The organism is Rummeliibacillus sp. BSL5, from assembly GCF_052928305.1.
In genome coordinates this window covers 698,563-718,479 of sequence record NZ_JAVGCV010000001.1, presented here as the reverse complement: position 1 = coordinate 718,479, position 19,917 = coordinate 698,563, and the positions used below count along the sequence as shown (strand labels likewise).

The 19,917-nt window shown below is 34.3% G+C and carries 22 protein-coding genes and 1 other annotated feature; of the genes, 16 read left to right on the top strand and 6 right to left on the bottom strand.

Annotation, left to right across the window (positions count from 1 at the left end; genetic code table 11):
• The first annotated feature begins 135 nt into the window (after nt 1–135).
• The 3 genes from RCJ93_RS03730 (at nt 136) to RCJ93_RS03720 (ending at nt 3,392) form a co-directional block, all read left to right on the top strand.
• Nucleotides 136–1,443: an aspartate aminotransferase family protein gene (locus RCJ93_RS03730; protein WP_446738436.1), complete on the top strand. Its 1,308-nt coding sequence runs from the start codon at nt 136–138 to the stop codon at nt 1,441–1,443.
• A gap of 1 nt (nt 1,444) precedes the next feature.
• Entirely contained in the window at nt 1,445–2,230 is a 786-nt protein-coding gene (locus RCJ93_RS03725; protein ID WP_066787066.1) for a transporter substrate-binding domain-containing protein, read from the top strand.
• 100 nt (nt 2,231–2,330) lie between these two features.
• Nucleotides 2,331–3,392 (top strand): SLAC1 family transporter, encoded by a 1,062-nt coding sequence (locus RCJ93_RS03720; RefSeq protein ID WP_446738435.1) that lies wholly within the window; start codon nt 2,331–2,333, stop codon nt 3,390–3,392.
• Nucleotides 3,393–3,739: 347 nt separating this feature from the next.
• On the opposite strand, the gene RCJ93_RS03715 is transcribed toward RCJ93_RS03720, so the two are convergent.
• Nucleotides 3,740–4,075 (bottom strand): 2Fe-2S iron-sulfur cluster-binding protein, encoded by a 336-nt coding sequence (locus tag RCJ93_RS03715; protein WP_150284391.1) that lies wholly within the window; start codon nt 4,073–4,075, stop codon nt 3,740–3,742.
• A 647-nt stretch (nt 4,076–4,722) separates the two neighbouring features.
• Between RCJ93_RS03715 and RCJ93_RS03710 the strand changes: the two genes are divergently transcribed.
• From RCJ93_RS03710 to RCJ93_RS03700, 3 genes are read left to right on the top strand one after another with little or no spacing between them, the layout of a single operon-like run.
• Nucleotides 4,723–5,508, top strand: a complete 786-nt coding sequence (locus tag RCJ93_RS03710) for a transporter substrate-binding domain-containing protein (RefSeq protein ID WP_251646266.1) — start codon at nt 4,723–4,725, stop codon at nt 5,506–5,508.
• A 22-nt stretch (nt 5,509–5,530) separates the two neighbouring features.
• The gene (locus RCJ93_RS03705) at nt 5,531–6,193 is read left to right on the top strand and encodes an amino acid ABC transporter permease (RefSeq protein WP_066787081.1); all 663 of its coding nucleotides are present in this window, start codon (nt 5,531–5,533) and stop codon (nt 6,191–6,193) included.
• Nucleotides 6,186–6,908 carry an amino acid ABC transporter ATP-binding protein gene (locus RCJ93_RS03700; RefSeq protein ID WP_066787084.1) on the top strand — a complete coding sequence of 241 codons (723 nt, stop codon included), beginning with the start codon at nt 6,186–6,188 and terminating at the stop codon, nt 6,906–6,908. The genes RCJ93_RS03705 and RCJ93_RS03700 overlap by 8 nt, the downstream gene beginning before the upstream one ends.
• Before the next feature lie 56 nt (nt 6,909–6,964).
• On the opposite strand, the gene RCJ93_RS03695 is transcribed toward RCJ93_RS03700, so the two are convergent.
• The 3 genes from RCJ93_RS03695 to RCJ93_RS03685 all read right to left on the bottom strand — a co-directional run bounded on the left by RCJ93_RS03695 (nt 6,965) and on the right by RCJ93_RS03685 (nt 8,396).
• Nucleotides 6,965–7,117, bottom strand: coding sequence for a hypothetical protein (locus RCJ93_RS03695; protein ID WP_184117487.1), 153 nt, complete (start codon nt 7,115–7,117; stop codon nt 6,965–6,967).
• Nucleotides 7,118–7,219: 102 nt separating this feature from the next.
• Nucleotides 7,220–8,065: a DUF1129 domain-containing protein gene (locus tag RCJ93_RS03690; protein ID WP_150284393.1), complete on the bottom strand. Its 846-nt coding sequence runs from the start codon at nt 8,063–8,065 to the stop codon at nt 7,220–7,222.
• 1 nt (nt 8,066) lies between these two features.
• A complete protein-coding gene (locus RCJ93_RS03685) occupies nt 8,067–8,396 on the bottom strand; it encodes a PadR family transcriptional regulator (protein ID WP_446738434.1) in 330 nt (109 codons plus the stop codon).
• 169 nt (nt 8,397–8,565) lie between these two features.
• Between RCJ93_RS03685 and RCJ93_RS03680 the strand changes: the two genes are divergently transcribed.
• The 7 genes from RCJ93_RS03680 (at nt 8,566) to RCJ93_RS03650 (ending at nt 13,879) form a co-directional block, all read left to right on the top strand.
• Nucleotides 8,566–9,006 (top strand): hypothetical protein, encoded by a 441-nt coding sequence (locus tag RCJ93_RS03680; protein ID WP_446738433.1) that lies wholly within the window; start codon nt 8,566–8,568, stop codon nt 9,004–9,006.
• Between the two features lie 267 nt (nt 9,007–9,273).
• Nucleotides 9,274–10,050, top strand: coding sequence for a hypothetical protein (locus tag RCJ93_RS03675; RefSeq protein WP_446738432.1), 777 nt, complete (start codon nt 9,274–9,276; stop codon nt 10,048–10,050).
• A gap of 3 nt (nt 10,051–10,053) precedes the next feature.
• Complete coding sequence (locus RCJ93_RS03670; protein WP_446738431.1) at nt 10,054–10,431, top strand: GntR family transcriptional regulator; 378 nt, start codon at nt 10,054–10,056, stop codon at nt 10,429–10,431.
• Nucleotides 10,421–11,137 (top strand): ABC transporter ATP-binding protein, encoded by a 717-nt coding sequence (locus RCJ93_RS03665; RefSeq protein WP_150284397.1) that lies wholly within the window; start codon nt 10,421–10,423, stop codon nt 11,135–11,137. Before RCJ93_RS03670 ends, RCJ93_RS03665 begins: the two co-directional genes overlap by 11 nt.
• Nucleotides 11,130–12,035, top strand: a complete 906-nt coding sequence (locus RCJ93_RS03660) for an ABC transporter ATP-binding protein (RefSeq protein ID WP_150284398.1) — start codon at nt 11,130–11,132, stop codon at nt 12,033–12,035. The genes RCJ93_RS03665 and RCJ93_RS03660 overlap by 8 nt, the downstream gene beginning before the upstream one ends.
• Nucleotides 12,028–12,981 (top strand): ABC transporter permease, encoded by a 954-nt coding sequence (locus tag RCJ93_RS03655; RefSeq protein ID WP_446738430.1) that lies wholly within the window; start codon nt 12,028–12,030, stop codon nt 12,979–12,981. Before RCJ93_RS03660 ends, RCJ93_RS03655 begins: the two co-directional genes overlap by 8 nt.
• A gap of 361 nt (nt 12,982–13,342) precedes the next feature.
• Nucleotides 13,343–13,879 carry a hypothetical protein gene (locus RCJ93_RS03650; protein ID WP_147193473.1) on the top strand — a complete coding sequence of 179 codons (537 nt, stop codon included), beginning with the start codon at nt 13,343–13,345 and terminating at the stop codon, nt 13,877–13,879.
• Nucleotides 13,880–14,002: 123 nt separating this feature from the next.
• Here the strand turns inward: RCJ93_RS03650 and RCJ93_RS03645 are convergent, their stop codons facing one another.
• Nucleotides 14,003–15,172, bottom strand: coding sequence for an acyl-CoA dehydrogenase family protein (locus tag RCJ93_RS03645; RefSeq protein ID WP_446738429.1), 1,170 nt, complete (start codon nt 15,170–15,172; stop codon nt 14,003–14,005).
• 267 nt (nt 15,173–15,439) lie between these two features.
• Between RCJ93_RS03645 and RCJ93_RS03640 the strand changes: the two genes are divergently transcribed.
• Nucleotides 15,440–16,090: a DedA family protein gene (locus RCJ93_RS03640; RefSeq protein ID WP_446738428.1), complete on the top strand. Its 651-nt coding sequence runs from the start codon at nt 15,440–15,442 to the stop codon at nt 16,088–16,090.
• Between the two features lie 150 nt (nt 16,091–16,240).
• On the opposite strand, the gene RCJ93_RS03635 is transcribed toward RCJ93_RS03640, so the two are convergent.
• Nucleotides 16,241–16,579 carry a DUF3889 domain-containing protein gene (locus tag RCJ93_RS03635; protein WP_446738427.1) on the bottom strand — a complete coding sequence of 113 codons (339 nt, stop codon included), beginning with the start codon at nt 16,577–16,579 and terminating at the stop codon, nt 16,241–16,243.
• A 271-nt stretch (nt 16,580–16,850) separates the two neighbouring features.
• Here RCJ93_RS03635 and RCJ93_RS03630 point away from each other — a divergent pair, with 271 nt between their 5' ends.
• Together RCJ93_RS03630 and RCJ93_RS03625 are read left to right on the top strand one after the other, a co-directional pair.
• A complete protein-coding gene (locus RCJ93_RS03630; RefSeq protein ID WP_446738426.1) occupies nt 16,851–18,062 on the top strand; it encodes an erythromycin esterase family protein in 1,212 nt (403 codons plus the stop codon).
• A gap of 146 nt (nt 18,063–18,208) precedes the next feature.
• Nucleotides 18,209–18,468: a binding site (T-box leader), on the top strand.
• An 80-nt stretch (nt 18,469–18,548) separates the two neighbouring features.
• Entirely contained in the window at nt 18,549–19,910 is a 1,362-nt protein-coding gene (locus RCJ93_RS03625; RefSeq protein WP_446738425.1) for an amino acid permease, read from the top strand.
• Nucleotides 19,911–19,917: the final 7 nt, after the last annotated feature.

Sequence of the window (19,917 nt, the reverse complement as noted above, 5' to 3'; positions counted from 1 at the left end):
CGCATTTCAAAAAAGAGATGCGTTTTTTTATAACCCTATTTCTAACAATTTAAAAAACACTTTACTAAATGAATATTTATGCTATTATGTTTATAAATATAATATAAAGTCAATTCAGTTAATAAGGAGGTCATCATGGAGAGTTGGTTAGAATTATATGAACAGATGGGCGATTATCTAGCTCCTAGTATGGCAAAAGATCATCCAAATTTACCGGTGATAAAGGAAGAAGGGTGTTACTATTTTGGAGCAGACGGCAAGACATATCTTGATTTCACTTCAGGCATTGCTGTAGCAAATACTGGTCATCGTCATCCGAAAATTGTTCAAAGTATAAAAGATGCAGCAGATCAATTAGTCCATGGTCCATCTGGCGTTATTATGTATGAATCTATATTAAAGTTATCGAAGAATCTAGCGGAAATCACACCGGGAAATTTAGATTGTTTTTTCTATGGAAATAGTGGTACTGAAGCAATTGAAGGAGCAATAAAATTAGCGAAATTTACTACAGGGCGACCTTATATAATTTCTTTCACAGGTTGTTTTCATGGCCGTTCTCTTGGTGCATTAAGTGTGACAACATCCAAAAGTAAATATCGTAAATTTTTGAACCCATCTAATGTCTATTCGATAGCGTATGCCAATGTAGATGATGCTCCCACGGGCTTTGATCCAGTGCAATATACAGTGGATCTGCTTGAGAAAAATGTAAAGACACTCTTTAAGCATCAGGTTACACCAGAAGAAGTGGCGGCATTTATCGTAGAGCCTGTGCTAGGTGAAGGGGGCTATATTATACCGCCGAAAGAATGGCTACAAAAACTCCGGGAACTTTGCAATGAGTATGGTATTTTGCTTATTTTTGATGAAGTTCAAACTGGTTTTGGGCGCACAGGAGAATGGTTTGCTGCACAAACATTCGGTGTTACACCAGATATTATGGCAATAGCGAAAGGGATTGCTTCAGGTCTGCCTCTAAGTGCAACTGTTGCAAGCCGAGAACTTATGGAGAAGTGGCCAATGGGCTCACATGGGACGACATTCGGTGGTAATCCAATTTCATGCTCAGTTGCATTAACAACGCTTGAAGTAATGAAAGAAGAAAATTTGCTCGAGAATACAAAAGAAGTAGGGGCTTATGCAGTCGATTTTTTAAAAGGCATTCAAGAAAAATATGACGTGGTCGGGGAAGTTCGAGCAATTGGCTTAATGATTGGTATTAACATAATCGATCCAAAAACAGGGTTAGGGGATGGGATAGCATTAAAGGAGATATTGGATAATGCACTCAAAGAAGGCGTCCTCTTTTATCTTTGTGGTAATGACAATGATGTGATACGAATGGTACCTCCTTTAACAGTAACGAAAGAACAAATAGATGATGGCTTAACAATGCTTGATCATGCAATACAAAAATATATGGATAAACGGAGTGAGTAGAATGAAAAAATGGTTATTTGCTGCAATAGCCTTGCTAGCGGTATTGTTGGTAGGCTGTGGAACAAAAGATACGGAGAAAAATTCGGATGCACAAGCAGAAAATAAAGAAAAAGTTCTTGTTATGGGCACAGCAGCAGACTATGCACCTTTCGAATACATTGATGCGAAAGTTTCTGATGAAATAATAGGTTTCGATATTGATCTAGCCAAAGCGGTTATGAAGAAATTAGGTTATCAAGTTCAAGTGAAGGATATGGAGTTTAGTAGCCTTATTCCTGCGCTTCAAGCGAACAAAGTAGATTTTGTACTTGCTGGTATGACGCCAAATGAAGAACGTGATAAGGTAGTAGATTTCTCAAGTTCCTACTATGATACAAAGGAATACATTCTTACGAAGAAAGGAAGCGGTATAGAAAAAGACTCAGATCTTGCAGGGAAAGTGTTGGGTTCTCAAACTGCATCTATTCAAGAGAAATTAGCGAAAACATTAGCGAAAAAGTACAAAGGTGTTAAATTAGTAAGCCGAGATCGTATTCCTGAACTTGTGCAGGAAGTAAAGTTAGGGAGAATAGATGCGATCATAACAGAAGATATAGTAGCAGACAATTATCTAAAAGATAATAAGGATTTAACCTATTATGTTATTGAGGAGCAAGAAGATCAATCCAAATCAGCTGCTTTTCCTGAAGGTAGTAAACTAACAGAGAAATTTGACCGTGCTATGGAAGAGCTAGAAAAGGAAGGTAAAGTAGAAGAATTGAAGAATAAATGGTTTAAAGTAAAGTAATCGTATGCCCTGTTTTCTTAACGAGAGCGGGGCTTTTTTGTATCTAATTAAGAATGGAGGTATACTAGAAGACGTATTTTCTGTTAAGGGTTGTGTTATTATGATTGTACTAACTACGATAGTCTGTATATTTATTCTCTTGAATTTATTTATTAAAGTAAGTGAAGTTTCTATTCCTACACCTGCAGGAGCTGTAGTGATGGCAATGGGGATTTTATCAATCGGTATTATTCAGTTATTTCCCCATTATCATGAAGTGATTGGTTTGATATATGCTTGTGTTTTATTCATCATCTATACTTTACTATTTGTTTTATTGCTTCTCAATCTAAAGAGAGGAGATTTTGCAAAGAAACATATTGTAGACCCAGTCAACAGTTTTGGAATAGGGACATGGATTGCTGCTACATCCATTGTTTTATTGAATATGGACAATCACTTATCTCAGATGAAATGGGATCAAATATTTCTCTATTCTATGGCTATTCTTCTGTATGTAGGATATATTGTCATAGTAGTTCGGAATTACTTATTTTTATTTAAAAATAAATCTTTTGCAAATAAGATAAATGGTGTAGCACTATTGCCAAGCGTAGCGACCCAATCGTTAGTGATTGCAGGTTTTACATTATTCCCGGACCTATTTAATAAAGGGAGTATTTCATTCATTTTGCTTATAGATCTGATCTTTTACTGCCTGAGCATATGGCTTTTAATAAGAGCGATGCGTTCACAATCATTTCGTGAACAGATAAAAGAGTGGAAAAGCACAAATTGTATTATTCACGGAGCTCTTTCAATCACTGGATTATCTCTATGTATTACGAAAATATCAGACGGCAAAAGCTTATTTGTACTTTGGATTATTGTCTCACTTATATTTCTTATAGTAGAGAGTATTGAAATATTACGTTTAATTGAACGGTTGAAGGCATATGGAATAAAAAAGGGAGTACTTCAATACCAAACTTCACAATGGGCAAGAAACTTTACATTTGGTATGTACTTAAGCTTTACGATGCATTTGCCGACGGGTCCATTAAGTTCAATTAGATATTACATTATCGATGTAGGGAAATATTTGGTCATTGGTTTCTTTTTGTTTGAGGCCATGCTAATGGTAAGATATTTATTAAAGGTAAAAATTTACAGATTCCACTAGAAGTAATATAAAGCATTTAACCAGTACCTAAATGGAACTGGTTTTTTATGCATAAAAAACAGGAGATATAGAAGTGCCTTAGTTGATTAAGAATTACACTTTAAACGAGGTTAAAAAGTATTTTACTATGCATATAGCTAATGAATAGGTTTAGATTTGCAAGAGTAATCGAGAAGAAATTGGCAAGAAGCCAATTGATGCTTTATTGATATCCAACTACCTGGCTATCAAAACGTTATGTAGCTATGAAAAGCTAAGAAAGGTTACAATAACTAAATAAATAATATTAGGGAATTATAAAAAAACGCGGTTTTAGCTTTAACACCGCGTTTTTTATCTTAGCATAGTTAATCTGCAGGTCTAGGTCCTCTAGAGCCTTGTTTAATTTCTGAAGTTATAATTGGCTTAACAGTTATGTCTTCAATGACACGAATTTGACAAGATAAACGTAAACAATCTTCATATAAATTCTCGTCAATATTCTTAATAGCAAAGGCGTTTTTTTCTACTTTCGAAATATCTTTGTATTCGCCAGCTAAGACTTCCACTCTACAAGTAGTACATTTAGCTTTTCCGCCACACTGGTGAAAGATTTCAATTCCATTATCTTCAAGGGCTAAAACTAATTTTTTACCAGCTTCAACTTCAAATGTTTCTCCTCCAAATACTGTGACAAGTGGCATTTATGAATACTCCTTTCAATTTCCGCATTATCAGGTTTTACGAAGTAAATGTTAATATCAGTTTGTATTAATCTGACTATTCTCATACAAAAAACATTCATTGACGGAAGCTATCGGTTTAATGAGTGTCCGAATGGTGGTTAGTTTGAAGAAGGCTTTTTAAATGTAGTTATATTTAATTGGTTAGCTGTATAAAATAAATTTCATGCAAGATAATGAAGAATATGCCATCAATTATTAATGCATGGGAAGCCAATAAATTAAGGTGATAAACTCGCTGATATCATAAAATACATATTGGAAATACAGAGTATCACGACTAAATGAGATTTCTGATAGAAACCTGGCTGAATCTTGCTTTAGACTGCCTTCATAACATTATCTATTGAATTCGAAATGATTATTGCCTGAGGAATAAGGTAATTAGACAAAATAATACAAATGTAATTGTAATTATTTAAAGATTCTGTTAATATATTTTTAATAGAATCTATTTATTTTTATGCAAAAAATACTTTTATTTTTTTATTAATATGTTATTATAATTATAAATTAAAATCTATAATTATTCATTTGAATTCATAATAAAACACGACGTTACATAGAGTGGTTTTATTGAAACAATGACGAGATAGGAGATTTGGACAATGAAAAAGAAATGGTTATTTACAGCAGCAGCAGTTTTATCATTAACTCTCGCAGGGTGCGGATCAGATTCCAGCAAGGATGGTTCATCTTCCGATAACAATCAAAAAAAGGTTTTAGTGATGGGCACATCAGCAGACTTCGCACCATTTGAATACATCGATGCAGCAAAGTCAGATGAAATTATTGGATTTGACGTTGATTTCGCCAATGCAGTAACTAAAAAAATGGGTTATCAATTGAAAATACAAGATATGGAGTTTAATAGTTTAATTCCATCCGTACAAGCAAAAAAAATTGATTTTGCGATGGCGGGCATTACACCAGATGAAAAACGTGCTAAAGTGGTGGACTTTACGGATTCCTACTATGATACAGAAGATTATCTCATTACTAAAAAAGATGTGTCATACGACAAACTTGAGGATTTGAAAGGTAAAAAAGTCGGTGCGCAGGTTTCATCCATTGAAGAAGATACAGCCAACGAAATTGCAGATAAAGTGCCAAGCGTAAAAGTAGAAACGCGTGACAGAGTACCAGAATTGATTCAAGAAGTGAAATTAGGAAGACTAGACGCCATTGTACTAGAAGATATTGTAGCTAAAAATTATGTTAAACAAAATAAAGATCTAAAATTCTCGACGATTGACGGTGTCGATAACCAGAAAAAAGCAGCAGCTTTCCCTAAAGGTAGCAAATTAGTGAAAGATTTCAATAAAGCTGTAAAAGAATTAAATGACTCTGGCGAAATCGATAAGATGAAAGCCAAATGGTTCAAAGTTGATTAATTAAGGGAAGTAGGTAGTTTAGATGAATCTAGATTTTTCAGCCATTGCAGACTCCATCCCTTATATATTAAAAGGGATTGGCGTGACGCTTGAGATAGCCGCGTTCGCATGTGTTTTTGGCTTTATTTTGGGTGTATTATTATCACTCATTAAGTTAAGTGGAATAAAACCGTTACAATGGCTTGCAGATTTTTATACATCTGTATTCCGCGGTACACCGCTTGTTTTGCAATTAATCATTATTTATATGGGAATTCCGCAAATGTTCCCAAGCATTGACATAAGCCCTATGCCAGCAGCAATATTAGCTTTCTCACTTAATTCAGCTGCTTATATTTCAGAAATTATTCGTGGCGGTATTATGGCCGTAGATAAAGGGCAGAGTGAAGCTGCCCAAGCGCTTGGTGTATCCTATACGAGCATGATGAAAGACATTATCTTGCCACAAGCATTAAAAAATATTATTCCTGCTTTAATGAACGAGTTCATCTCGTTAACAAAAGAATCCGCAATCGTTACAGTAATTGGAGCACTCGATATTATGAGACGGGCTTATATTGTGGGTGGAGCTACATTCCACTACATCGAGCCATTGCTAGTAGCAGGTTTAATCTATTACATTATTGTTCTGATACTATCATATGCAGGAAAATTGGTTGAGAAAAGGATGAGAATAGGTGATTAAAGTACAAGACTTGCACAAAACATTTGGCAATAATGAAGTGCTAAAAGGAATCTCAACAACTGTTCAAGATGGAGAAATAATTGCGATAATCGGCCCATCCGGCTCTGGTAAATCAACATTTTTACGCTGTATCAACATGCTAGAAACACCAACCAGCGGTGATATCCAAATTAACGATCAGTTGATCACTGAGAAAAAAACAGACTTAATGAAAATCCGTGAAAAAGTAGGCATGGTATTCCAGCATTTTCACCTGTTTCCACATAAGACGGTAATGGAGAATTTGACGTATGCTCCCATGAAAGTATTGAAAATTTCAAAGGAGAATGCTGAAAAAAGGGGAGAAGAGCTGTTAAAGCAAGTAGGTCTTTTGGAGAAAAAAGATGAATACCCAAATCGGTTATCTGGCGGCCAAAAGCAGCGTGTAGCCATAGCAAGAGCATTGGCGATGGAACCTGATCTTATGTTATTTGATGAACCTACATCAGCGCTAGATCCAGAGATGGTCAAAGAAGTGCTAGATGTAATGAAATCGTTGACTAAAACAGGGATGACCATGTTGATCGTCACGCATGAAATGGGATTTGCTCGTGAAGTGGCAGACAGGATATTCTTCTTGGACGGTGGCCAACTCATTGAAGATGCTGCACCAACAGACTTCTTTAACAATCCTTCCACACAGCGTGCAAAGGATTTCTTAGAAAAAGTATTGTAGTAGAAAAGAAAACAGGCAATCCTTAAGTCCGAAGAACTTAAGAATTGCCTGTTTAATTATTTATTTAATTTTTCCATGAGTTTCTCTTTTTCTTTGAGATACTCTTCTTCTGTTAAATCCTCTTTTTGTAAGAGTTCTGCTAATCGCTGTATTTCCTTTAGTAGTTCTTCAGGTGAATAAGTTTTTTTATCTGGATGTTGTAATGACATGAGACAACCTCGTTTCCTCGTTAAATCTTACTCTTCTTATTCTACAAAGAATATAAAAAGATTTCAAAAGATTTTCTGCCTTTCAACCAAATTTTAAAAAAATTAAGCCTTTTGATCATCCTTCATTTTCCAGAGTGTAAACAAATTAATCAATATAAATAAAGCAAATGGGAGAATAACGCCAAGCATCATATAAATCTGATTTTGATCATTTTGCAGATACTCTCTTGTTTGAGGAATTCTTAATAATAGACCAAAGATTCCTAAGGTTAAGATAAAAGCAAGGGCGCCATAGAATTCTCGTTTTTTTTTGGTAGAGATATACAAGACAGCAGTCAAAACGACACCAATGATCAGAATCCAATCTATTGGAGGACCAACTTTCACGATACCTTGCTTAGGTGCATAAAACTGAATGAGGAAAAAGACGCCGAATGATAGCATAGATATCAACCATAATATGAAAAATTGTATAAACTTCGGTAATTTTGCCTTCATATAAATACTCACATGTATTAATTTAAACACACCATAGATCAAAGCAATTGAAAACACCCCGTTCATTAAAAGAACAAAGATGTTTATTTGTAAAAGGGGAGCTGTAAAACTTCCTATGAATACAAACAAAGAACTAATTAAGAATAGCCAGCCACTCATTTTAAAGATGGATTTCCAAGAGGGTCTATCATACTGTTTTGTTATTTGGTCTACCAATTCTTTAGGATGTTTTCCAAAAAAGCTTTCTGCAGATTCACCATGTTTCTGTGCTTCTAATATATCTTGTAATATCATCATTAATTGCTTTTCTGTTTCCAATTCATTATAGAAAAGACCAAGAGTACGCATATATATTAAAATATCTTCATAGTACGCCTTATTTTCTTTGGACAACAGTTCTCTAAGATGATTATTTTGTTCAACCAATTGTTCGGCTGAAGAATTTGCCACTTTATTCACTCTCCTCATTTTCTACTATTCGGTTAACCTTTATTATTAATGAATTCCATTGTTCTTCAAAATTCATTAATTGCTCTTCACCATAAGCTGTGATAAAAAAGTATTTCCTATTAGGCCCATCTGGTGAAGTTAACTCCTTGCTCTTAATAAGCCCTTGTTTTTCTAATTTCTGCAGTAAAGGATAGATGGTCCCGCCTACAATTGTATTAAATCCATAATCCCTCATAATTTGTACTAGCTCATAGCCATAAACTTGTTGTCGCTTAATGATGGCTAAAACACAGCCCTCCAATACGCCCTTTAACAATTGGGTTTCTTTCATTTGCTCGCCTCACTACTTTGTATAACATAATAGTACTGTATCATATGTTAACTACTTTGTAAAACATACTAGTGGAGAAATTATTTTATTTTCTGAAAAAACAAGGTTTTTAATTGGGAGATATTGTATTAATATATAGACTGAACGAGTTTCCAAGGGGGATTTCAACTTGACGATACTAAATTTTAGGGAAGAAATGAATGAGATAATTAATTTAACATATTTTGATTCAACAGATTATTTAAGAGAAAAACCCACTAACCGTTCCAAAGTAAAAGAATTGATTATTCAAGCTCAATACTTATTGAAACAGGATTTGAAAGAGGAGGAATTATATATTTTAAATGGAGCATTAGGCAATTTATATAGAATTAATGGAAAGCAAAAGAAGGCCATTGCTTGTTTAAAATACTGTCTTTTGTATGCTCAGAAAGAAAAAAGCACAACAAAAGAAATTATTACTTCCATTCGACTTGGCGAGGCGTATAAGTATGATAATGAACATGGAATAGCTATAGAGCATTTTAATTTTGCGATGAAATTAAGCAAAGAAAATAAAACCGATGAATATCTGGACTTTGTTTTGCAGCACAAAGGAAATGTCTCTTAGAATTAACGAGATTAGATGAAGCAGAAGCCTGTTTTATAGAAGCTATGAAGTTAAGAGTCAAGAAGGGTAAACCAGCTTTAATTCAATCAACTCAAGATGCACTAAATTTATTAAAGAGAATCAGAAATGAATTGTAGCTTGCTATAGATTAATACTTTATTTTCCAGTAATATAATTTTTCTTCAAATTTCTGTTGATTTTTATTTCTGTCTTAGTGTACTATTTAATTAGGACACTAAGACAGAGTGACAGAAGGATGTGTATTACATGTTAGCTTTTCAAGGGCTATTGAAAAAGGACTTTCATATTTCAAAAAATTGGTTCTTTTTATGGATTGGATTTCTTGCGTTGTTTTTGATTTTACCATTCGCACTAGAAGTTTATTTTCACCAGCCATTATCTTTTCTTCCAATAGCCGTCATCATGCTACTTGGTTTTCATGTATTTTTCTTGCCGGGGATGCTACTATCTATGCTTCGTTTAGAAGGGAAAACCCAATTATGGCTTTATAACCCTCAAAACAGCAAATTATTGATTCTGTCAAAGATAGTTATTTCCATTGCATATCAGCTGATTGCTCAATTATTTATAACTTGCGTTGGGTTAGTGATCTATCTGTTCTTCAAAGATTTATTTATTTTGGATAAAGCAGATTTATTTATCGAATTGACCACACTAAATGCCGGTTTAGTATTGATAAGCTTGTATTTTTCTCTCTGGTGTTTGTTTTATTGGACGGTTTATCACTCATTAGGTAAATATCCGAAAATGAAAAATTGGCGCTGGCTCTTCGTGTTTGTTTTATTCATACTGCTGAGCCTAATTTCTTCTTTTTTAGAAAGTATCGATGTTTTACAAGTCATATTAACTAAATGGAAGATCCCCGTTATAATGGGTGCGAGTTTTAAATACAGTCATGCGGGTTATACGCTTGGATTAAATACAATGAATTTACCGGTTTTAACTCTTGTTTTGTATGTGGCTATTTCTGTTGGATTATTTGTAATATCCTGCCTGCTTCTCGACCGGAAAGTTGAGGTGTAGAAGATGACAAAAGAATTTCAAGCATCAAAGCCCATCTATATCCAAATAGCCGATCATTTGTCATCCCAAATCGTAAGAAGAGAGATCAAACCAGGCGAGAAACTTCCGTCTGTACGAGAAATGGCGATCGTATCAGGTGTTAATCCTAACACAGTCCAAAGAACGTATAGTGAGATGGAAAGGATGGGAATTGTGGAAACGAAGCGTGGCCAAGGAACATTTGTCATACAAAATGAAGAGATTGTGGATTCATTAAAAACTCAGTTACAAAGAGAAATTATTGATCGTTTTGTCCAAAGTATGAGAGGACTTGGGCTCTCGGAAGAAGATATAACGGAAGGGTTAAAGCAATATTTAAGGGGGGAGCAGGATGGCCGTTAAACTAAGCAATGTTTCGAAAAAGTATGGAAAAGAATTTTCTTTAAAGAATGTTTCTCTTACATTCGAAACAGGCAAAATTTATGGGCTACTGGGACCTAATGGCAGTGGGAAGTCCACTACTCTAAAAATGATTGCTGGTCTTGTTTATCCAAATAGCGGCAAAGTGGAAGTTGGAAATGAAGAAGTATCAAGAAAAATTTCTAAAAATGTGGCTTATTTAACAGAACTTGATATGTTTTATCCAGGCTTTACAGTAGCGAATATGATAGATTTTTATACTACTCAATTTACTGATTTTGATCCTGTAAAAGCAGAAGAACTATTGAAAGAAATGAAGCTAGAACGAGAAAAAAAGATAAAACAATTATCAAAGGGAACTAGGGGCCGGTTAAAACTTGTTTTGGCGCTCTCAAGAAATGCACCTGTACTTCTTTTAGATGAGCCATTTTCAGGTCTTGATCCAATGGTTCGCGATTCCATCGTGAAGAGCTTATTGTCCTATATTAATTTTGATTTACAAACAGTGATTATTGCGACACATGAAATCGACGAAATCGAACCTCTACTTGATGAAGCGATTGTCATTTTCCACGGGAAAATAATTGGTCAGAAAAATGTAGAGGAGTTAAGAGAAGAAGAAGGACTATCGGTATTAGATTGGTTTAAGGATACTGCAAAGAATATGGAGGCGAAGATGAATGGCTAGTCCGGTTGTGCAATTGAACCATGTAACTAAAGTAATCAAAGGGAAGAAAATTATTGATGATTTGAGCTTCAGTATTGAAGAGGGAGAAGTATTTGGTTTTCTTGGTCCTAATGGAGCGGGAAAAACAACAACTATTCGTATGATGGTTGGATTGATGGGAATCACATCAGGCGAAATCTTAATTTGCGGAAAAAATGTAGAAAAAGAATTCGAAGCGGCTCTGATGAATATTGGAGGCATCGTAGAGAATCCAGAGATGTATAAATTTTTAACTGGTTATCAAAATCTTATGCAATATGCTCGTATGATAAAAGGTATATCTAAGCAAAAGATCGACGAAGTAGTCGAATTTGTTGGTTTAAAAGAACGTATTCACGATAAAGTTAAAACGTATTCACTTGGAATGAGACAACGATTAGGCCTGGCCCAAAGTTTACTTCACGATCCAAAAGTAATGATTTTAGACGAACCTACAAATGGTCTTGACCCAGCAGGGATAAGAGAAATTCGAGATCATTTGAAAAAGCTGACGAAAGAAAAAGGAATGTCGGTAATTGTTTCTAGCCATCTATTATCTGAAATGGAAATGATGTGTGATCGTATAGCGATTATACAAAATGGAAAGCTCGTAGACATTCAAAAAGTTCACGATTATGTAAATGACACAAAGCAAAAATACTTCTTCGAGGTCAATTTGGAAAATGACGGTATACTAGAAAACATTCCATATGAAAGAGTAGACAAAGGATATGAGATCGAGCTTGAAAAAGAAGATGTACCGAAAATGATTCAAAAATTCATTGAAGCAGGTATTGCAATATATGAAGTAAAACCAATAGCTAAATCATTAGAAGATCGATTTATAGAAGTTACAACAGGGGGGGAGAAGCATGCTTAATCTTATTAAGAATGAATGGATAAAGATATTTAAACGACCTGGAACTTACGTGATGATCGGGCTACTAGTCCTTGCAGTGCTAGGGACTGGCATCCTGACAAAAGTTTACGGAGATTCAGGCCAGAGTACAAATCCGCAGTGGAAGCAGGAATTACAACAGGAAACAAAAGAGTATAAGAAAGAAATAAAAGAGCTTCCGAAATCAGCAAACACCTATAAACAAAGCCTAGAAAGAGATATAGCTATTAATCAATATCGTTTAGATCATAATTTACCTCCTGAGCAAGAGGAAACAGGGTGGTCATTTATTTATGACAGTGCGTCGTTCATTTCCTTTGCTGGATTGTTTACGATCATTGTCGCAGCAGGAATTGTGGCAAGCGAGTTTGGATGGGGAACGATCAAGCTATTGCTTATACGTCCAATCAAACGAACGAAAATTCTATTTTCGAAATATTTAACTGTTATTTTATTTGATGTATTTTTATTAGCTATTTTATTTATCACCGCTGCCATTTTAGGATTTGCATTATTTGGTACAGGTGATGGAAATAATGCGCACCTTGCATATGCCAACGGTACAGTTGTTGAACAAAATATGCTGCTGTATTTAATTAAGAGATATTTGTTAGCTTCAATCGATGTTATCATGATTACTACTATGGCATTTATGATTTCTGCTGTATTTAGAAATAGCTCTCTAGCAACAGGCTTATCCATCTTCCTTTTATTTATGGGAAGTTCAGTTACAGCAATCATTGCTTCTCAATACAATTGGGCTAAATATATCTTATTTGCCAATACAGATCTATCTCAATACTTCGATGGAATCCCAATGGTTGATGGTATGACGCTAGGATTCTCTATTACAATGTTATTAATTTACTTCATTGTCTTTATGCTTCTTGCATTTGGTGTATTTACAAAACGAGATGTAGCTGCGTAAGACTAAGAGAAATAATAGTTTAGAACATTATTTAATGGTGTCTGATCCCATTTTTCATGAAAATGGGCAGGCACCATTTTAGATTAAAAAAATCCTTACAATTATTTGCTTAATTTCAATCAACCTTATCTAGTTTATTTATATAAGAGTAATTTTATAAACCTCGCTAGTCTATATAAAAATAAAAAAAATGACAGTAACAAATTATTTTAAATTCTTTTAAAAAACGATTGTAAAATTGCTATTTGAAAAATACAGTAATAATAATGAAGTAAACAGAACTATTTTTCAAAGAAAATTTATAAGAGAACGTAACTTGTAACATTGAACGATGTACAAGAGAAAAAGTGGAGGTGAAGAATTGAACTTGATCGCCTGGTTGATCGTTGCTTGTGAAATCGCATTTTGGGTGGTTATATTAGTCGGACTGACTTTAAGGTATGTATTTAAGCGAAAAAAGTTAAGCCTATTGTTTTTTACGTCTGTCCCTTTAATCGATTTAATATTGCTGGTTGTAGCAGGATTGGATATTTACTTTGGTGCTAAGCCTACAGCTGCACATGCTATCGCCGCTGTTTATATTGGCAGTTCTATCGCATTTGGTAAAAGCATGATTGCTTGGCTTGATGAGAAATTTCGGTATTATATTATGAAAGATGGCTCTAAACCTGTTAAAAGATATGGGATGGAATTTGCTCGTCATGGTATGAAATCATTTGGACAACATGTTTTTGCTTATATAATAGGTGCATTATTATTATTTGGTATGATTTTAATAACGAATAATCACGTGCAAAATGCGCCTTTTTATGAAATCCTACAATTATGGACTTTGATAATAGGTATTGACTTTGTAATATCGATTTCATATTTTATTTGGCCAAAGAGATCTTTATAAATGAATTAACAATATTTCCTGGTGAAACAATAGATGAACAAGATAAAAGTTGATAAAAAGCCTGTAAATTCTTTTACTAAGATTTTATAGGCTTTTTTATTTTTGTTTATATTGAATTTATGATTATGATTTTGATTGTTTACCCTGGTCAATCGCGGTTTGTGCCAGCTTCGTAATAGTCATGTCATCCATTGGTGGATTATGAAGACCAGCTCGGACATCTCGATAATAGCGTTGTAAAGGATTTGAATTTTGAAGACTTTTTGCGCCTGCAATTCGCATAGCAATATCTACAATTTCAATTGCTGCGTTAGTAACAGTGTGTTTCGCCACAGCCAGTTCATTTGTTAAATATGGACGCCTTTCTAAATCATCGTATGCCTCGGCAGCCCCATATAAAGTAAAGCGTGCTTGATCCAGCTTTAATTCAATATTTCCTATATGCTGCTGTACGTTAGGAAGAGTAGCAATCGGCGCATTCAAGCTATTAGGTTGATGATGATTGGCAAAGTTTATTACATAGTCACGTGCAGCCTGGGCAATCCCAAGATATGTGGCAGGGATTTGCAAAATCCAGCCATTGATATGCGTGCCTCCAAAGGGACTTTGCGGATATTCAACAAGTGCTGAAGCTTCCACCTGGACATTTTCAAGCACTAAATCATGGCTGCCCGTACCTCGCATGGACATTACATCCCAAGTTTCTTCGATTGATAACCCGGGAACATCCTTATCGATGAGGAAAAAGCCGATTACTTGTTGTTCCTTAATCCAAGCGCTTACTAGGAAATAGTCTAAAATTGGTGAAGCAGTTGTGAAAATTTTACGGCCGTTTATAGTCCAACCATTCTTTGCACGTACAGCATGTGTAGCAGGACGGCCGCCCCGCGTTGGGCTACCGGTATGAGCTTCACTTACGGCCCGATTAATAAAGATATTTTTCTGTACTTCTTTTGAAAATGATTCTAATAGTGCTGGATCCCATAGCTTATGTTCATAAAGCTCGCCGATAATGCCTAGTGTCCAGCCAATTGCTAACGAAGTATTTGCGTCATAGCTTGCTAACGTTTCTTGAAGAAGAATCATGTCATACACAGAAAAACCTTCTCCGCCATATTCTTTAGGTAAAGTAATTTTGGGATAACCCGCTTTTCTGAGAGTTTCAAGGTTTCTTATTGGAAAAAGAGCATTTTTATCAATTTCTAAAGAATCTGCGGAAAGCTCGGCTCGTAATGTTTCAAGTTTGTGCAGCCAGCTACGCTGTAGATCAGTTCTTATAAATATCTCTTTCATATATACACCCCACAATTAAAATAAATAAGACTTAGAGGTTTACTAGGATTATAGTTAAAATAAAATCCACTCAATTTAAAACAGGGTGGACTACTATAGATGTTTAATATTCTAATTTATATTATCAGATAATAAAGTCTATACGCAATTAAATATGTATCTAAATTGACTTATTTTATTAAGAGGTGTAAAGGAGTAAACTTAAGGATTTAATAAGTTTCTTTATCATATACTATACTTTAAATAACAAGGATGTGAGAAGGAATAATGAACATAGGGCATATTATTTCTAATTTAGATAAAAACTTAGATAATTTAACAGATATATATGGTGTGCAAATTTACATTTTCTTATTTCTAGTTGTTTATTTAAAAACCGCGTTTATTGTTTTAACATTTTTGCCGGGGGACTCTATAGTATTTGCAAGCGCTGCACTAGCTGCAGTAGGGAAATTGAATCTATGGATATTATTAGCTCTCTTTATATTTGCAACAATAAGCGGAGATAGTCAGAACTATTATATAGGTACTTTAATAAGAAAATGGCAGCAAAAAAAACCGAGGCTGAATTTCTTAAAGGAGAACCAAGTTCAATCAGCAGAAGCATTTATCCAACGTTACAGAAATATTTCTATAATCTTTTCTCGGTTTATTCCGTTTATGCGAACAACCATTCCTTTTGTAAGTGCGTATACAAATTATCCATTTTATACTTTTTTAAAATTCAATAGTATAGGCGCAGTTCTATGGACGTTCTTTTGGGTTACTTTAGGCTATGTTTTGGGCAATCTTAAGTGGGTTGAAAACCATTTAGCGGTGTCTCTGGCTATTATTTCAATGATACCTATATTAGTTCCTGTAGTTTTTATAATAGTAAAAAAGGGAGGAACGTTTAGAAGAAAGGGAAACATGCAATGAAAATGAAAGAAAACCTTTCTTTACAATATTGACCACCTATATTTTACTGCAATCAAATACAAAACTGATAAGTACTTATTCATCCATAAAAATATCCGAACTATTCACGGTGCTGATAAAGTGCCTTGGGTCAGTTCGGTTTTTTTAGTATCACTTATTGGTTTCTTTAAACTTAATTCCGATTAATTCTCCAGTTGTATTATCAATTTTAAGATCAACATACACTCCAAATTCTTTATTACTATCTTTTATCCAAAATCTAAACTTTTCTATAGAGTAATCTGTTATGGAAACTTTTCCAATATGAAAATAATCAATAATTTTAGCATGAGGATATTGCTCTTTTGTTTTTTGAATAGCAACTTGTCCCCATTTGTAATAAGTAGAAATCGTATGTTTATTATTCGTAATTTGATCCAAATCATTATGTGAAATATCACCAAAAAACGTTGAAAAAAGAGCGAATTGGATTAATGAAATTGTTTTCATATCATTGCTCCCTTTGAAATTAGTCTTTGAAATTGACGGATGATTATTTATATAGTCTCATGAAGGATATAGACGCTTTCATAACGAACCTATATATGAGAATAAATTACAAAGAATGCTAAATTTGGAGGGATGAAAAGTCATTAAGAACTCCTATAAATACTCGTTTACGATTATAGTTCTCCTTATTATCGTAGTAATATCTGTCATTTATACTCATAAAAATGCTGAAAAATCATGGTTAATAACCCATAGTCATAAAATTAGCTCGTTGACATCCAATGATTATTCAGACTTGAAATTTTTGTCGCCAATATTAAAGGACAAACAGTATGTTTTTCTCGGTGAAAGTTCACATGGCATCTCTGAATATAACCAGTCCAAAGTAAGATTAATAAAATACTTGCACGAAGAATTAGGATTTGATGTTGTGCTATTCGAAGGAAATATTGGTGAGGGAGCTGCTGTTTCTGCAGAAAGTTCAATCAACCAGTATATGAATTCAAATGAAATATTATCTGCATTTCTTTCTCCGTGGAATAATCAAGAAACAAAACCCTTAATTGATTATTTAATACAACAACGAAACACAAATGACCTATCTTTTGGAGGATTTGATATGAGGGTTTCAGGTTATTTTATTCAATTTCTAAGTAATTGGATTAAAACCTATAATAATGATCTTGCGCAGCAATATAAAAAGCTAGAATTTAACTGGCGTGAAACATATGATAATACAATGGAAGAGGGAATGAGCCTCTCAAAGGAAATATTAAGTAATTATAAGAAATCCTATCAAGAGTTAATAGCATTCATACATGCCCATTCAGAAGAATTAAGGCGTGAATATCCGAACGAAAAAAATCTTGAAAAAGTAATAGTAAAAACTTTAGAAAACCGCTTTGTGATGTTGGAAAAATATTATAAGGTTAAAAAAACAGAGGAAACCACAACAGAGGAAACCGGTAGTATAATTAGAGATAAAATGATGGAAGAAAACTTGCTATGGTTATCTACTCAGGTTTACCCAGATAAAAAAATAATAGTGTGGGGACACAACAATCATGTCCGAAACCGTCAAATCGAAATTGCAGGAAAAGATATTGATAGGAATATCTTTCAGAAATGGAAAATACAATCTATGTATGAGAATCTACCAAGCGATTATAAAAAGAAAAGTTATATAATGGGTTTTTATATGCATGATGGAACAATAGCAGAAAGATATGCTACAGTCTCTAATCAAGTGAATTTTGATAAAAAGTATAGCAAGAATAGTCTTGAATTTATCCTAAATGAGATACCTTATGACTACTCATTCATTGATTTAAAGTATCAGAAAAAAGAGAAATATAATGAGTGGATGTTCGAACCAATCACTGCATTAAATCAAGGATATTGGGAAGACCGTATGATCATCAGAAACCATTACGACGGTATTTTTTTCATTAAACATGTAAGCCCCTCTCATTATTTTCAATAGGGTTAAATTGTATTATAATTTGAATTGTATTTATATAGTAAAATTGCAGAAATAATTTAATCGGTTTATAAAAAAGTTTATTAATTATATTGACAAAAAATTTATTAAGTATAAAATTAAAAACAATTCAAAAACATTTGTATAAAACAAAGGCTATGAAAAGAAATAGTATCAATTCATTTTTACAAACAGAAAGTTACCGGTTGTTGAGAGGTGCATGTAAAAAGATTGAGAATTCATCTTGGAGCTGTGTACCGAAAAGATTTTTCTTAGTAGGCTATACCGGTAAGCATCCGTAATCATGTGCAAGAGTATCGTCAGTAAATGACTGGCCGTACTTTCTAAGGTAAGCAATGTGAGTTGCTTACAAATTAAAGGTGGTAACACGAGTTGAATCGTCCTTTTGGTTAATCCAAAAGGGCGTTTTTTTTTATCCTTTTTGCACAAAACATTTTGAAAATTTCACAGGGTGAGGAGTAAGGAAGTATGAAAGAAAATTATCAAGATTCACAGTTGAAACGTGGTTTAAGTAACCGTCATATGCAATTAATTGCTCTCGGTGGTTCGATTGGCGTCGGGTTATTCTATGGTTCAAGTTCAACGATTCAATTAGCAGGTCCTGCTGTATTGCTAGCGTATTTAATTGGCGGATTAGTCATCTTTACGATCATGCGTGCATTGGGCGAAATGGCTGTTGCTGAACCTGTCTCTGGCTCATTCAGCAAGTATGCCGATAAATATGTAGGGAAATTCGCGGGCTTCTTAACAGGATGGACATATTGGTTCATGTGGATTGTCGTTGGGATGGCAGAATTAACAGTGGTAGGCGTATATATTAACTACTGGTTCCCAGATATACCACAATGGGTGACAGCACTTGTCGTTCTTGTCGTCATGACACTTGTTAACTTAGCGAATGTAAAAATGTACGGTGAATTCGAATTCTGGTTCGCGATGATCAAAGTTGTAGCAATTGTTGCAATGATTATTGTAGGTTTATGTATTATTATTTTCGGTGTCGGTAATAATGGCGAGCCAATGGGCTTAAGTAATCTTTGGGAACATGGCGGTTTTATGCCAAATGGTCTTGAAGGATTGTTAATGTGTTTCGTCTTAGTAATGTTCTCATTTGGTGGCGTAGAACTAGTTGGTATCACAGCTGGAGAAGCGAAAAATCCCAGTAAATCAGTGCCAAAGGCAATTAACAATATCGTTTGGCGTATTTTAATTTTCTACATTGGCGCTTTAGGTGTTATGATGGCCATTTATCCTTGGGATGAAGTTGGTTCAAGTGGCAGCCCATTCGTTCAAATATTCGATTCAATCGGTATTCCCGCAGCAGCACATATTATTAACTTCGTTGTCATTACAGCAGCGGTATCAGCATTCAACAGTGGACTATATGGTTCAGGCCGCATGTTATACAACTTAGCATTACAAAATCAGGGATCAAAAGTGTTCAAGCGAGTAAGCAAAAATGGTACACCTGTCCGTGGTATTTTATTCTCGTCTGCGATGTTGTTAATAGCCGTTGTCTTAAACTATGTCGTACCAGAGCAAGTATTCACATACATCTCAGCGGTGGCAACTGTTGCCGTTGTGACGAGCTGGACAATAATTTTATGTACACAAATTAAATTCCGTAAAGCAAAATCAAAAGAAGAAGTTGCAGCGCTGAAATTCAAAATGCCTTGGCATCCAATTTCTTCATATATTGCCCTAGCATTCTTATTAATGGTCGTTGTCTTAATGGCGTTCATTCCTGGTATGCGGGTTGCATTGTTTGTTGCACCGATTTGGTTCTTGATTCTTTACATTGGATACAAATTAATAAAGATTAAACGGTAGATAGTTT